Here is a 14,023-nt window from a genome sequence, read left to right as displayed (position 1 = left end):
GCCTTTGGTGCGTACTTAAGGTTCTTTAAGCTTGGGTCATCCGCCGAGGACCGCGGGCAGCCAGAGCGACACCGCGGGCACAAAGGTCACGATCAGCAGCACCGCGATGAGCGCCAGCGTGAAGGGCCAGGCTTCCTTGAACACCGCGTGCAGCGGCGAGCCGGCGATCTGCGCGGTGAGGAAGGTGATCACGCCCGAGGGCGGCGTGAGCTGGCCGATCATGAGGTTGAGCACCACGATCACACCCAGGTGCACCAGGTCGATGCCGTAGGCATTGGCGATCGGCACCAGCACGGGCACCAGCGTGACCAGCGCCACCGCGGGCTCGAGCGCCAGGCCCCAGAGCAGCAGCACGATGTTGATCAGCGCCAGCATCACCCAGGGGCTGTCGGTGAGGCCCTTGAGCGTGGTGGCCAGGGTTTCGCCGATGGCCAGGTTGGCAACCAGCCAGGAGAAGATGCCCGAGGCCGCGATGGTGAGCAGGATGATTCCCGAACTCACCATGCATTCGCACAGGATGGTCCAGCACTGGCGCAGCGTGAGCTCGCGGTAGAAGCACACGCTGATCACCAGCGCGTAGAGCACCGCGGCGATGCCGGCCTCGGTGGGTGTGACCACGCCGCCCACGATGCCGCCGATGATGATCACCGGCATGGCCAGCGCGGGCAGCGCGTCCCACACGGCGCGCAGCAGCGCGCGCAGCGAGGTGCGCTCGGAGAAGGGCAGGGCGCGCCGGTGCGCGACCCAGCTCGCGGCGGCCAGCAGGTACACGCCCATGAGCAGGCCGGGCAGCGCGCCTGCAATGAAGAGCTGGCCCACGGACACATCGCTCACCAGGGCATAGACCACGAAGGCGATCGAGGGCGGGATGATGGGCCCCATGGTGGAGGCCGCGGCCACGACCGCGGCGGCGTAGGCGCCCGGGTAGCCCTTGTCTTTCATGGCCGGGATCATGGACGAGCCGATCGCCGAGGCGTCGGCCACGGCCGAGCCCGACACGCCCGAGAACACCATGCTCGCCAGGATGGCCACATGCGACAGGCCGCCGCGGATGTGGCCCACCGCGGCCATGGCCACGTTGAGCAGGCGGCGCGTGATGCCGCCCGTGTTCATGAGCTCGCCCGCGAGGAAGAAGAACGGGATCGCGAGGAACGCGAACGAGTCCATGCCCTGCACCATGGACGAGGCCACGATGTTGAGCGGCACCGCCCCGCCACTGAAAGCGATGAACACGATGGCGGCCAGGCCCATCGCGAAGAACACCGGCACACCGATGACCGCGAAGGCCATGAAGGCGAGCATGAGCACGCCGAACAGGATCACCTGCTGCATGGGTTCAGGCCTCCGGCGCGGCGCGGCGTTCGCGCCAGAGCTGGTCGGCGAGCGCCAGCGCCATCAGCGCCGCGCCCACGGGCAGCGACCAGTACAGCAGCGGCTGCGTGAGCGGCAACGAGGTGAACGGGATGCCCTCCATCGCATCGATCACGAGCCGGCTCTGCCAGCCGTAGGTGAGCACGAAGGCCAGCGAGAGCGCAAGCGAGAACAGGCGCAGGCCGCGGCGCACGCCCGCCGACATGGACAGGCCGAGGAAATCGGCCGAGAGGTGGCTGTTGCGGCGCACGCCCACATAGCCCGCGAGCATGGTGGCCCAGATCATGAGCACCACGCTGAACTCGGTGGCCCAGGGCAGCGGGTAGGACAGGGCCACGCGCAGCACGATCTGCGCGCCGCCGATGCCCACCAGCGCGAGCAGCGACAGGCCGAGCAGGCCGGTGATCAGCCGGTCGAGCCCGGCGAACAGGGCGTTCATCGTGCGGCCTTCACTTCACGGCCCGGATCTTCTCCAGCGTGCCCTTGGACCAGAGCTGGCCGTCGAACTTCGTGCTGGCCTCGTCGGCCGACTTGCGGAAGGCCGCGAGGTCGGGTTCGACGATCTCCATGCCGTTGGCCTTGAGCGTGTCGATGGACTTGGCCGACACGTCCCAGGTCATCTGGCTGGCCCACTTCTCGGTCGCCGCGGCGGCTTCGGTCATGGCTTTCTGCTGGGCTGGCGACAGGCGCGCCCACTTGTCGGCCGCCATCAGCGCCATCAGACCCGACTGGATGTAGTCGATGCGCATGGCGTACTTCTGCACCTCGAAGTACTTGGCGCCCGCGATGGCGTCGAAGCCGTTGTCCTGACCGTCGACCAGGCCCTGCTTCATGGCCAGGTAGAGCTCGGCCGCGGGCACCGGCGTGGGCGCCGCGCCCCAGGCCTTCATCACCTCGAGGATCGCGGGCGTCTCGGGCACGCGCACCTTCAGGCCCTTCATGTCGTCGGGCTTGAGCACCTTGCGGTTGCTGGTGGTGAGCTGGCGCGGTGCGCGGTCGGACACGTAGCCCACGTACTTGAAGCCCGCTTCCTGCTCGACGGGCGCGAGCATCTGGCGGAAGGTGTCCGATTGCATGTAGGCCTTGAAGTGCGCGTGGTCGCGGAACACGTAGGGCGCGAACAGCGCGTTGAAGTCCTTGCCGCCCTTGGCCAGCGCCAGCGTGCCGGTGTCGGCCAGCATCATGTCGATCTGGCCGGTGCGCAGGCCCGCGTAGTTCTGCGGCAGGCTGCCGAGCTGGCCGGCGCCGAAGCTCTGCACCTTGAGCTCGCCGTTGCTGCGCTCAGCCACCTCCTTGGCGAAGCGATCGGCGATGGGGCCCCACACCGGCGGCGGTGCCACGTAGGCCATGCGCAATGCGGGCTGGGCCTGGGCGGTGGCGCTCAAGGCGCAGGTGGCGGCCAGGGCGATCCCGGCAAGCAGGGGGCGGATCCGGTTCATGGCGTTGTCTCCATTGAAGGTGGCGTGCGGTGGGGGGCTTGCCGTGCGGCGATGTAGTCCCGGTGCGGGGTGCCGTTCGACACCAGCATGCCGCCATCGACGTCGATGGTGCTGCCGGTGATCATGGCGGCGCCGGGCGAGAGCAGGAAGGCGATGGCCTCGGCCACGTCGCGCGCGTCCACCCAGCGGCCCAGCGGCACGGTTTGGGCCACGGCGGCGATGCGCTCGGGGCCGAGGCTGCGGTGGATCATGGGCGTGAGCGTGGGGCCGGGGCAGACCGCGTTCATGCGCAGGCCCTGGCCCGCGAGCTCGAAGGCCATGTGGCGCGTGAAGGCCAGCACCGCACCCTTGGAGGCGGTGTAGGCGGCATCGCCCGAGTACGACATGCGCTTGCCCGCGATCGAGGCCACGTTGACGATGGCCGCGCCCGCGGGCATCAGCGGCGCGGCCTCGCGCACGCACAGCATGGTGCCGCGCAGGTTGATGTCGATCACGCGGTCCCAGGCGTCCAGGGGCATGTCGCACAACAGGTGGCGCGACTCCACCCCCGCGCTGTTGACGAGGCCGTGCACGGCGCCGTGATCGGCCGCGATCTGCGCGAAGGCCTGCACCACCGATTCCTCGCGCGCCAGGTCGCAGGCCAGGTGCGTGAAGCGGCCGTGCGCGATGGCGGCGGCCAGCGATGCGTCGGGCAGCGCGCGATCGAGCGAGACCACGCGATGGCCGCGTTCGATCAACAGCGCCACCGTGGCCGCACCAATGCCGCTCGAGCCGCCCGTGACGACGGTGGTGCGCGCATCGGACGCGGCGGCATCGGCAGCAGAAGACATGACAACTCCGGTGGTTCCGCCATATAGTAACGATCGTTACCAAATAGCCGACCCCCGCATTTACCCTTAGGAGACCGCCCATGAGCACCCTTGCCGCCCCTGCTTTGCCCGACGACGTGCGAACCCCGGGCTGGATCGCCGGCCACCGTGTGCAGCCTGGCGTCTACGCCTACGACCTCGAGGCCCTGCCCTGGCGCACCACGCCGCGCGGCACCGCGCGTGAGAAGGCGGTGCGGCGCGACGAGGCGGCCGGTCTGTTCCTGGGCCTGATCAGCTTCGACCCCATGAGCCGCTCGGGTGTGCACCAGCACCGCGGCACTGCGAGCAGCTACTTCCTGTCGGGCGAACTGGTGGACTACCAGTGCACCACGCGTGCCGGCGCGGTGGGCATCAACCTCGCGGGGGCCACGCACGACGCCGTGACCTACGGCGGCTGCACCCTTTTCTCGCGCCTCGAAGGCGGTGTGGTGATCGAACCCGATGGTGCCGCCATCCACCCGCATGCGCGCAAGACCGTGGTGAGCAACGACGCGCCGTTCAACCCGCCCGACATCACGGTGGTGCTCGACGAAGTGGTGCCCGTGGCCTCGCCCTTCGCGGGCGTGTCGCGCCGCGCGGTGTTCGACTACGCCGGCACCGGGCATGACCGCCGCATCTGTGCGCTGCAGCTGTGGCCCGGCGCGCGGCTCGACGCCCTGCAGCACCGCGGCCTGACCGACTGGTTCCTGCTCGCCGGCGACCTCAGCGTGGGCGGCACGCGCATCGCCGGGCCGGCGGTGGTGGTGATCGAGCCTGGCTCGGAGGTGTCGGTGTGCAGCACCTTCGGCTGCACGCTGCTGGCCTGGGCCGAGGGCCCTGCGCACGCGGGCGGCGATGCGCGGCTCGAGCCCTACGGCTTCTGAGGCCCGGGTCTCAGGCGCTTTCGCCTGCCAGGGGGTCGAGGCGCGCCCGCTCCGACAGCTTGCCCAGCAGCTTGTGCAGGGTCTTGAGTTCGGCCGGGGTGAGGCCGGCGTAGATGTCGGCTTCGCGTTCGATCGCGGCCTGTGCGATCTCCTCGTACACCGCCCAGCCGGCCTCGGTGAGCAGCAGGTGGAAGCTGCGCCGGTCGGTCGCGCTGTTCTCGCGCTCCAGCCGACCCTGGGCCTCGAGCTTGCGCACCACGCGCGACACGCTCATCTTGTCGAGTCCGGTGTAGTCGGCCAGCGCCTGCGCCGTGATGTAGGGTTTGTCCGCCAGCGTGAGCAGAATGCGCCACTCGGTGAGGTTGAGGTCGAAGCGCTCACCGAACCGCGCGTTGAAGGGCTTGCCCGTGAGGTTGGTCAGCACCCAGATCTGGTAGTAGGGCGAGTCTTCGGTGGAGAGCAGCGTGTGGTGGTCGTGCACCACGGCCGGGCGGCGCGGCGGCGGTGGTGCAGGGCTGCGGGCGGGCATGGGCGCGGAGTGTATGACAGGGGGCTGTGGGCACGGGCAATCCCTAATCTCGGAATACTGTATTCCGGATAGAGTGCCGTCCAGAGGCCACGGGGTGGCCCGGGGGTGCTGGCACGTTGATTGCATACAGTATTCGTCAACACCCCTTCCTCCTTCAACCCTCACAGGAGCCTGCCATGTCCGTATCGCCCAGCCGCCCGTTCCGACCCTTGTGGTACCGCGCCGTCCACGCCCTGGGTGTGGTGGCCCTCGGGCTGGGTCTGACCGGCCCGGCCGCCGCCCAGACCGCCGCGCCCGCCAAGGTGCGCTACGAAGAGGTGGTGCGCTCGGTGCTCTATCTGCCCACCTACGTCGCCCTCAACCGCGGTTTCTTCAAGGAGGCCGGGCTCGACGTGAGCATGAAGACCTCTCAAGGCACCGACAAGGGCATGGCCGCGCTGCTCTCGGGCAGCGCCGACATCGTGCTCATCGGTCCCGAGGCCTCGATTTACGTGGCCAACAGTGAATCGCCGGTGAAACCCAAGATCTTCTCGGGTCTGACCGCCACCGACGGCTTCCTGCTCGTGGCGCGCGAGAAGCCCGCGGGGGCCTTCGCCTGGGACCAGCTCAAGGGCAAGGCCGTGATGGCCTTCCGCCCGGGCTCCAACCCCGATGTGTTCCTGGAAACCGCGATGCGCAAGAACGGGCTCGATCCCAAGAAGGACCTCAAGCTCGTGAACAACATCGGCCCGGCCGCGCGCACCGGCGCCTGGCTCGCGGGGCAGAACGACTACGGCATCTTCCTCGAGCCCGAAGCCACCATGCTCGAGAAGACCGGCAAGGGCACCGTGGTGGCCTCGATCGGTCGCGTGGTGGGCCCGGTTGACTACACCGTGTTCACCGCCACCGACGCCTTCCTCGCGAAGAACCCCGCCGTGGCCCAGGCCTGGACCAACGCCATCGTGAAGGCCCAGAAGTACGTGGCCAGCGCGCCAGCGGCCGATCTCGCGAGCCACATCAGCGAGTACTTCCCGTCCATGAGCCAGGCCGACCTGGTGGCCGCCGTTGAGCGTTACCGCGGCATCGGCCTGTGGAAGACCAACCCCACGGTGCAGCGCCAGGCCATGGACACGCTGCAGGACATGCTCGTGACCAGCGGCGTGCTCGACAGCGCCAAGCGCGTGAAGTACGAGCAGCTGGTGGTGACCGACTTCACCGCAAAGGCTTCGCAATGAGCGCCGTGCTCGAACGGCCCGCGCCCGCGGCGGCCAGCCAGACCCAGCCGCGCATCGAGATCAACGACGTCTCGCTGCGCTACTTCACCACCGCCGGCGAAACGCAGGCGCTCGACCGCATCTCGCTCGACGTGGCGCCGGGCGAATTCGTGAGCCTGATCGGCCAGTCGGGCTGCGGCAAGAGCACGCTGCTCTCGCTCATGGCCGGCATCCTCGAGCCCTCGTCGGGCGAGGTGCGCGTGCACGGCGAGCGCGTCAAGGGCCCGTCGCCGCGCGTGGGCTACATGCTGCAGCAGGACTACCTGTTCGAATGGCGCAGCATCCTCGACAACGCCACGCTGGGCGCGCAGATCCAGGGCCGGCCCATGCGCGAAGCGCGCGAGCGCGCCGCGCACCTGCTGCACAAATGCGGCATGGGCGACTTCCTGCACCACTTCCCGCGCCAGCTCTCGGGCGGCATGCGCCAGCGCGTGGCGCTCGCGCGCACCCTGGTGACCGACCCCGACGTGGTGCTGCTCGACGAACCCTTCTCCGCGCTCGACTCGCAGACCCGACTGGCCATCGCCGACGAAGTGGTGGAGGTGCTGCGCGACGAAGGCAAGTCGGTGGTGCTGGTGACGCACGACATCGGCGAGGCCATCGCCATGACCGACCGCGTGGTGGTGCTCTCGCGCCGCCCGGGGCGCATCAAGTCGCAGCACCTGATGCGTTTCGACAGCCACGGCCCGGGCCGCCCGAGCCCCTTCGAGGTGCGCTCGCTGCCCGAGTTCAACACCTACTTCTCGCTGCTGTGGGACGAGCTCGACGTCCACGTGGAAGGATGAACCCCATGAACACCACCGCCCCCGTGACCATGGCCAGCGCCATGGCCCAGCCCACCCCGCCCGCGGCGGGCCGCGAACCCAGCCCGGCCTACCGCCAGTGGCAGTCGCGCGAGCGCCGCCGCCGCCACTACATCTTCGCCACCCGCATCGCGCTGCTGGTGGCCTTCCTCGTGCTGTGGGAGGTGCTGGCCAAGACGCACGTGGTCAACCCCATGCTCACGAGCTACCCGAGCGCGCTCTGGCCCACCTTTCTGGAGCTGCTCAACAACGGCAACCTGCTGGGCCACACCTGGGCCACCTTCAAGGCCACGCTGATCGGCTTCGTGCTCAGCATGGTCATCGGCATCGGCGTGGCCGCGGGCCTGTGGTGGTCGGACTTCGCGCACAAGGTGCTCGACCCCTTCCTCGTGGTCGCCAACGCCATGCCCAAGATCGCCTTCGTGCCGATCTTCTACATCTGGCTCGGCTCGGAGTACTCGGTGTACGGCATGGCCGTGGCCATCGCGGTGTTCGTGACCATCATGGTGGTCTACGACGGCTTCAAGAGCATCGACCCGAACAAGATCAAGCTCGCGCGCACGCTCGGCGCGAGCCGCGCGCAGGTGCTGCGGCTGGTGGTGATGCCCGGCAGCGTGCCCACGCTGGTGGCCGCGCTCAAGATGAACATCGGCCTCGCGCTCGTGGGCGTGATCGTGGGCGAGTTCCAGTCGGCCAGCGCCGGCCTGGGCTTTCTCATCGTCAACGGCAGCCAGGTGTTCCAGCTCAACGTGGTCATGACGGCCATCGTGGTGCTGGGCATCCTCTCGGGCCTGATGTACCTCGTGATCGCGCGCATCGAAGCCATGATGGCGCGCCGCTACGGCTGAACCGCAGGAGCCCTCGCATGCAATTCCCGTCCTGGGTGGTCGACCGGGTGGTGGCCCGGCAAGGCCGCCTGCACCCCTACGACCGGCTCGACCCCGCGCGCACCGCGTTCGTGGTCATCGACCTGCAGAACTACTACACCCAGCCCGGCTACCTCGGCGAATGCGCGCCCTCGCGCGCCACCTTCCCCGCGGTGAACCGCCTGGCCGACGCGCTGCGCGCGGCCGGCGGCCACGTGATCTGGGTGCAGACCAGCGCCGACGGCGCCGACGACTTCTGGTCGCACCACCACGCGCACATGCTCACGCCCGAGCGCAGCGCGCGCCGGCTGCGCGAGCTTTCGAGCAGCCACGAGGGCTTCCAGATCGCGCCCGGCCTCAGGCCGCAGCCGCAGGACGTGCGCGTGGTCAAGCGCTGCTACAGCGCGCTGGTGCCGGGCTCGTCCAACCTGGCCGAGGTGCTCGAGGCGCGCGGCATCACGCACGTGCTGATCGGCGGCACCGTGACCAACGTGTGCTGCGAATCGACCGCGCGCGACGCGATGATGATGGACTACGCCACCATCATGGTCGACGACGCGCTCTCGGCCGTGACGCCGGCCGAGCACGAGCACTGCCTGAACAACTGGATTCTGTTCTTCGGCGACGTGCTCGCGAGCGACGAGGTGATCGCCCGGCTGCAGCCGGTGCAAGCCGCGGCGCGCGCCACGGCCTGAGGCGGGGCGCGAGCGCGCCTCCGCCGCCCGAGGCGCTCAGCCGCGCTGAGCGTCCACGCGGAAGATGCGCACCACCTCGGCCAGGCGCGTGGCCTGCTCGTTCATGCTGGTGGCGGCGGCCGCGCTTTCTTCCACCAGCGCGGCGTTCTGCTGCGTCATCTGGTCGAGGTTGGCCACGGCGGCGTTGATCTGGTTCACGCCATCGGCCTGCTCGCCCGAGGCGCTCGCGATCTCGCCGATGATGTCGCGCACCCGGGCCACGTTGCCCACGATCTCCGACATCGACTGACCGGCCTGGCCCACGAGCTCGCTGCCCACGGTCACCTTCTCCACGCTGGCGCCGATCAGGCCCTTGATCTCCTTGGCCGCTTCGGCGCTGCGCTGTGCGAGGTTGCGCACCTCGCCGGCCACCACCGCGAAACCCCGGCCCTGTTCACCGGCGCGCGCGGCTTCCACCGCCGCGTTGAGCGCGAGGATGTTGGTCTGGAAGGCGATGCCGTCGATCACGCCGATGATGTCGTTGATGCGGCGCGAGGCCTGGTTGATCTCTTCCATGGTCGCGACCACCTGCGACACCACCTGGCCGCCTTTTTGCGCGCTCTGGCCCGCCACGTCGGCGAGCTGGTTGGCCACGCGGGCGGATTCGGCCGACTGCTTGATCGCGCCCGACATCTGCTCCATCGAGGCCGCGGTCTGCTGCAGGCTGCTCGCGGTCTGCTCGGTGCGCGAAGACAGGTCGTTGTTGCCGGTGGCGATCTCGCGCGCGGCCACGGTGATGTTGTCGGTGCCGCGCTTGACGTCGGCCACCACGTGCACCAGGCGGTCGCGCATGCCCGAGAGCGCGCGGATCATGGCGCCGAACTCGTCGCCGCGCTGGTTGTCGATGCGCGCCGTGAGGTCGCCCTCGGCCACGCGCTCGGCAAAGGCGATGGTGTCGCGCAGCGGCGTGCGGATGTTGCGGATCAGGAAGAACGCGCCCACGGCGATCGCCAGGATCAGGCCGACCACCTGCGCGCTCGCGATCACCAGGCTGGCCGAACGCTCGTGCGCGAGCCGGGCCTGGGCCTCTTCCATGATCACCGTCTGCATCTGGCCGAAGTCGCGCAGCGCCTGCAGGTAGGGGCCCACGAGCGGGTTGAAGCGCGCGCGGATTTCTTCCGCCGCGCCGGCCGCGTCGCCGTTCTTCTTGAGCTCGTTGGCCTTGGCCAGCGAATCGAGGACGCCCTTGCGGTGCGCGGCGATCTTGTCGAGCTGGGCCTTCTCGGCGGCGTTCATCTCCATCGCGTTGAGCTGCTTCTGCAGCTCGCTGATGCGTGCCACGCCGGCGGGGATCAGGTCCTTGTAGATCTCGGCGATCACCGGGTCGCTCGACAGGGTCGAGGCCTGCACGCGGGTGACGTTGGTCTCGGTCAGGCCGGCCCATTCGATGGCCAGCGCGGTCTTGGTCGACAGCATGGACAGGCTCTTCTGCGAGGCCTCGTTGAGGCGCGCCGAGCGCATGCCCGCCGTGGCGATGGTGGCCAGCAGGGCCAGGATGATCAGGGCGACGCCGGCCCAGAGTTTGGCGCCGACGCTCATGTTGCGAACGATGTTCATGGGGCTTGCCCGCTGTGGCGGGATCGAGAGGCAGGGGAACGGTTCGTCTTCGCGCGCGGCTTGTGGCCGCCGGCGAATTCCCTGCTCTATCGGAGCGCTGCGGGGAAACCTTGACGCCGGACGTCGGGAATCGCTGCCAGCGGTCGCCCTTGGCCGACCGTCTGGCGTGTGGGCCTCAATCCCGCCCGGCCTTCTCGATCGCTTGCGCGAGCGACTGCGGTTCGGTGAACCAGGCCTCGTGGCTGCCCGCGCATTCGAGGTAGCGGAACAGGCCCAGCCGCTCCGACAGCCGCGGGTGCCAGGGCAGGCTGGCGGGCAGGGCCACGTCGAGCACGCAGTTCAGGTACGACTTGCCCACCGCCAGCGCCGCCATGGGCTGGCCGATGGCGCTGGGCTCGGTGAAGGTGCGGTAGGGGTGCGGGTTGAGCCGGGCGTAGGCGGTCTTCGCGAGCGCGAGGTCGGCGTCGTTGATGAAGGCCTCGCGCCAGATCTCGAAGGGCAGCATCACGGCGTTGCCGTTGGCCGCGGCCACGCCGTCGAACAGCGCGCGGTAGTGCGGCGGCACCAGGTCGTTCAGGCATTCGCCGGGCTGCGGCACGAAGGCGTTCACGTACACCAGCCGGGCCAGCCGCGGCAGCAGGCGCTCGGCCGCGCCGCTGATCACCATGCCACCGTAGCTGTGGCCCACCAGGCGCACGCGCTGCAGCTGGTGTTGCTCCACGAAGTCGACCAGCGAGGCCACGGCGTCGGCCAGGCCGATGCGGGCACGGTCGTCGCCGGGCCGGTTGCCCGCCAGGGTGGGGCAATGCACGGTGTGGCCGGCCTGGCGCAGGTGCTGCGCCACCGGCTCGAGCTCGGCGCCGGTGTGCCAGGCGCCATGGACGAGAACGTAGGTGTCTGCCATGAAGGGTCTCCGGGTTGAATGGGCGCGGCCATTCTGGAGGCGCCCGGCGTGCGCGCATGGCCGCTGCCTGCCAGGGCCGTGGCCGCGGGCCGCCAGCCCGGGTTTCAGGCGCCGCGCTGGCGGCGCAACGCGCCCGGCGTCTGGCCGCTGTGGCGGCGGAACACGCGCACGAAGTGCGAGGCATCGGGCAGGCCCGCGCGCCGGCCGATCTCGCCCACGCTCAGGCGGTCGAATCTCGGGTCGGCCAGCAGGCGGCGGGCGCTGTCCATGCGGCAGCGCATCAGCAGCGGCGCGAAGGCCAGGCCAGCGGCCGCGAGCGCGCGGTGCAGGCTGCGCTCGCCAATGCCCAGGCCGCGCGCCACGGCCGCCGCGGTGAGCCCCGGTTCGGCATGGCGCTCGCGCAGCGCCGCTTCGATGCGCTCGCGCAGCCCGGGCGCGGCCGGGGCCTCGGGCGTGCCGCCCAGGCCCAGCGCCAGCAGCGCACCGAGCTGGTCGCTCAACAGCGCCGCTGGCAGCGGCGGCGCCACCGCCATCTGCGGCTGCAGCTCCCGCACGAAGGCCGACAGCGCGGCCCCGAAGCCGCTCTGGCCGTCGATGCGCCGGCCGGTGTGCGCCGCGGCATCGGGCAGCCAGCGCTCCACCCAGTCGGTGGGCAGTTCGAGCGAGGCCGTGGTGCAGGCGGTGGGGAAATGGAATTCGTAGGGCCGGCGCGAGTCGACCAGCAACAGGTCACCCGGCAGCAGGCGCGCACGCCGATCGCCCTGGGCCGCGGTCCAGGCTTCGTCGGTCTTGCAGAGCAGGTAGTAGAAGTTCTGCGCGCTGTGCGCGATGCCGCGGCCGGTGCGGTAGACGTCCTGTCCGCTGCCGCGCACCGCGTTGAGCCTGATCGGGCCGAGCGGTGCCGACAGCAGCTCGGCCGAGAAGCCGGGCTGCGTGCTGCGCACGTCCATCTCGAGAAAGCCCTCGCAGACCGCGCCGATCCAGTAGTCGAGCCGCTGCGCGGGCGCCACCGCATCGGTGGACCAGCGCTGCAGCGGGGGTGTGGCGGGCACGGCGTGCATGCGCGGCATGGTCGGCAGCCGGGCGCGCCGCCGCCATGGGGGCTAACCCGAAGTGATGGCCTCAGGGCTGGCGGGCGCGCTCGGCCTGCTGTTTGAACTCGCCCGCGGCACGAACCATGGTGGCCTGCAGCTCGCGCGACCGCGCCTCGTCGGCGGGCACCGGCACGCCGTTCACCACCACCGACGCCATCGCCAGCGATTCGTGCATGGCGCGCGCCAGCGTGAGCAAGGGCACCATGCGCTCGCGCGCCGGTGCGGGCAGGTCGGGCATCAGGCGCTCGAGCCGTTCAACCACACGCGCCATGCGCGGCGCGTGCACCGTGCGCGAACGCTCGTCGGCTTCGAGCGGGCTCAGACGGCCCGCTTTCACCTCGGCCAGTTCCTGTTTCAGCGCCATCATGGCGGCGTCGTACTCGCGCGCCACGTCGGGCAGGGCCTGGATCGCCGCGATTTCGCCCGCGAGGTTGCGCGCGGCCGGTGGCGCCAGGTGGGCCGCTGCGGGCAACACCAGCGCAGCGGCCAGAGCCACAAGCGCCATGCGCGAGCGGCGCTGCGCCTGGTAGCGCTGCGGGTCAAAGCGCTCGGGCAGCACCCAGGCGATCAGCAGGCCCGCAACCAGGCCGCCCAGGTGGGCGGCGTTGTCGATGCCCGGGCGCGCAAAGCCCTGCACCAGCGACAGTGCCAAGTAGACCGAGAAGCCGCCGAGGATCTGTGTGCTGAAGGCCTTGGGCAAGGTGGCGCGGTGCTGCAGCACCGCCGCGATGAGCGCCCCGGCCACGCCGAAGACCGCGCCCGATGCGCCCACCGACACATGGCTCTGCGCCGCGAAATGCAGGCTGGCCACGCTGCCGGCCAGGCCGCTGGCGAGGTAGATCAGCAGGAACTGGCGGCTGCCGAAGATGCGCTCGAGCAGCGAGCCCGCGAACCACAGACCGAGCATGTTGAGTGCCAGGTGCATCAGACCCCCGTGCAGGAAGGTGGCGCTGAGCAGCCGCCACCACTCGCCGGCCTGCACCGACGAGGTGGTGTTGCCGCCGTGGGCGAGCAAGCTGGCGGGGGCCACGTCCGTCCAGCCGCCGCCGCGCAGGCCCAGCGCGAGCCACGCCAGCACATTGAGCGCGATCAGCGCGGCGCAGGCCCAGGGCACGGGCTTGCCGTCCTGCAGGCGCTGCTGGAAATCGCGGGCCTCGCGCAGCTCGTGGCGGGCCCGCGGGGCCTGGGGCGTGTCCAGGCCCATGGGCTGTGTGCTGCGCAGGTGCTGGTCGATGGCCTCGAACAGGTGGCTCACGTCGCCCCAGGGAATGGACTGCAGGGACACGTGCGGCCGGTCGGGGTCGAGGCCACGCCAGCGCGAGCGCTTGCCCGGGCGGTTCGGGCCGGGTCGCAGCTGCAGGCGCAGGAAGGGTGTCTGCTGGTTGCCTTCGATCGTGGCGCTTTCGATCTCGCCCCAGCTGAAGCGTTTGGTCGGTCCGAAGAAGTAGGGCGAGACCACACCGCGCCGCGTGAGGCGCAGCAGCGCTTCACCCCTGGCGGGCAGGTGCCTGCGGATCAGCCATTCGCTGCACCAGACGAGCAGTGCGCCCAGCGCCAGCCCGGCAGCTGTGGCGCCGCCGCTGCGCGCGCCCAGCAGCAGCAGCGGCAGGACCACCGCCAGGCACCCGTACAGCGCCACGCGCACGGTGCGGCGCGCCCGACCGTTCGACGGGTAGACGATCTCGTGTTCCATGCCTTCCTCCCTTCGATCGCCTTCGGTGGCGTCGGGCGCGATCTTAGA

At 70.2% G+C, this 14,023-nt stretch carries 14 protein-coding genes; 5 read left to right on the top strand and 9 right to left on the bottom strand.

Translation table 11 applies throughout. From position 1 onward, the window contains the following. Positions 1 to 36 precede the first annotated feature (36 nt). The 4 genes from G9Q37_RS15025 to G9Q37_RS15010 are packed head-to-tail and all read right to left on the bottom strand — an operon-like array spanning position 37 to position 3,640. Positions 37 to 1,332 (bottom strand): TRAP transporter large permease, encoded by a 1,296-nt coding sequence (locus tag G9Q37_RS15025; protein ID WP_166228379.1) that lies wholly within the window; start codon positions 1,330 to 1,332, stop codon positions 37 to 39. Between the two features lie 4 nt (positions 1,333 to 1,336). Further along, positions 1,337 to 1,810, bottom strand: coding sequence for a TRAP transporter small permease (locus G9Q37_RS15020; RefSeq protein ID WP_166228377.1), 474 nt, complete (start codon positions 1,808 to 1,810; stop codon positions 1,337 to 1,339). Between the two features lie 10 nt (positions 1,811 to 1,820). Then, positions 1,821 to 2,810: a TRAP transporter substrate-binding protein gene (locus G9Q37_RS15015; RefSeq protein WP_166228375.1), complete on the bottom strand. Its 990-nt coding sequence runs from the start codon at positions 2,808 to 2,810 to the stop codon at positions 1,821 to 1,823. After that, positions 2,807 to 3,640, bottom strand: a complete 834-nt coding sequence (locus G9Q37_RS15010; protein ID WP_166228373.1) for an SDR family NAD(P)-dependent oxidoreductase — start codon at positions 3,638 to 3,640, stop codon at positions 2,807 to 2,809. Before G9Q37_RS15010 ends, G9Q37_RS15015 begins: the two co-directional genes overlap by 4 nt. An 80-nt stretch (positions 3,641 to 3,720) precedes the next feature. Between G9Q37_RS15010 and G9Q37_RS15005 the strand changes: the two genes are divergently transcribed. Next, on the top strand, positions 3,721 to 4,542 hold the full coding sequence (locus G9Q37_RS15005; RefSeq protein ID WP_166228371.1) for a cupin domain-containing protein: 822 nt from the start codon (positions 3,721 to 3,723) through the stop codon (positions 4,540 to 4,542). A gap of 10 nt (positions 4,543 to 4,552) precedes the next feature. Here G9Q37_RS15005 and G9Q37_RS15000 read toward each other — a convergent pair whose 3' ends face one another. Further along, positions 4,553 to 5,071 (bottom strand): MarR family winged helix-turn-helix transcriptional regulator, encoded by a 519-nt coding sequence (locus G9Q37_RS15000; RefSeq protein ID WP_166228369.1) that lies wholly within the window; start codon positions 5,069 to 5,071, stop codon positions 4,553 to 4,555. A gap of 176 nt (positions 5,072 to 5,247) precedes the next feature. Here G9Q37_RS15000 and G9Q37_RS14995 point away from each other — a divergent pair, with 176 nt between their 5' ends. From G9Q37_RS14995 to G9Q37_RS14980, 4 genes are read left to right on the top strand one after another with little or no spacing between them, the layout of a single operon-like run. Continuing rightward, positions 5,248 to 6,285, top strand: coding sequence for an ABC transporter substrate-binding protein (locus G9Q37_RS14995; RefSeq protein WP_166228367.1), 1,038 nt, complete (start codon positions 5,248 to 5,250; stop codon positions 6,283 to 6,285). Continuing rightward, complete coding sequence (locus G9Q37_RS14990; RefSeq protein ID WP_166228365.1) at positions 6,282 to 7,109, top strand: ABC transporter ATP-binding protein; 828 nt, start codon at positions 6,282 to 6,284, stop codon at positions 7,107 to 7,109. The genes G9Q37_RS14995 and G9Q37_RS14990 overlap by 4 nt, the downstream gene beginning before the upstream one ends. A 29-nt stretch (positions 7,110 to 7,138) precedes the next feature. After that, a complete protein-coding gene (locus G9Q37_RS14985) occupies positions 7,139 to 7,975 on the top strand; it encodes an ABC transporter permease (RefSeq protein ID WP_166231350.1) in 837 nt (278 codons plus the stop codon). Positions 7,976 to 7,992: 17 nt separating this feature from the next. Next, positions 7,993 to 8,688 carry a cysteine hydrolase family protein gene (locus G9Q37_RS14980; RefSeq protein ID WP_166228363.1) on the top strand — a complete coding sequence of 232 codons (696 nt, stop codon included), beginning with the start codon at positions 7,993 to 7,995 and terminating at the stop codon, positions 8,686 to 8,688. Between the two features lie 36 nt (positions 8,689 to 8,724). Here the strand turns inward: G9Q37_RS14980 and G9Q37_RS14975 are convergent, their stop codons facing one another. From G9Q37_RS14975 to G9Q37_RS14960, 4 genes are all read right to left on the bottom strand, one after another. Further along, complete coding sequence (locus tag G9Q37_RS14975; RefSeq protein WP_166228361.1) at positions 8,725 to 10,284, bottom strand: methyl-accepting chemotaxis protein; 1,560 nt, start codon at positions 10,282 to 10,284, stop codon at positions 8,725 to 8,727. A 175-nt stretch (positions 10,285 to 10,459) separates the two neighbouring features. After that, positions 10,460 to 11,188 (bottom strand): alpha/beta hydrolase, encoded by a 729-nt coding sequence (locus G9Q37_RS14970; protein WP_166228359.1) that lies wholly within the window; start codon positions 11,186 to 11,188, stop codon positions 10,460 to 10,462. A 104-nt stretch (positions 11,189 to 11,292) separates the two neighbouring features. After that, positions 11,293 to 12,249: an AraC-like ligand-binding domain-containing protein gene (locus tag G9Q37_RS14965; RefSeq protein WP_166228357.1), complete on the bottom strand. Its 957-nt coding sequence runs from the start codon at positions 12,247 to 12,249 to the stop codon at positions 11,293 to 11,295. Between the two features lie 61 nt (positions 12,250 to 12,310). Next, positions 12,311 to 13,975 carry a rhomboid family intramembrane serine protease gene (locus tag G9Q37_RS14960; RefSeq protein ID WP_166228355.1) on the bottom strand — a complete coding sequence of 555 codons (1,665 nt, stop codon included), beginning with the start codon at positions 13,973 to 13,975 and terminating at the stop codon, positions 12,311 to 12,313. Positions 13,976 to 14,023: the final 48 nt, after the last annotated feature.

It is taken from the genome of Hydrogenophaga crocea (assembly GCF_011388215.1).
GTDB classification, from domain to species: domain Bacteria; phylum Pseudomonadota; class Gammaproteobacteria; order Burkholderiales; family Burkholderiaceae_C; genus Hydrogenophaga; species Hydrogenophaga crocea.
This window is presented reverse-complemented; position numbering and strand designations above follow the sequence as displayed.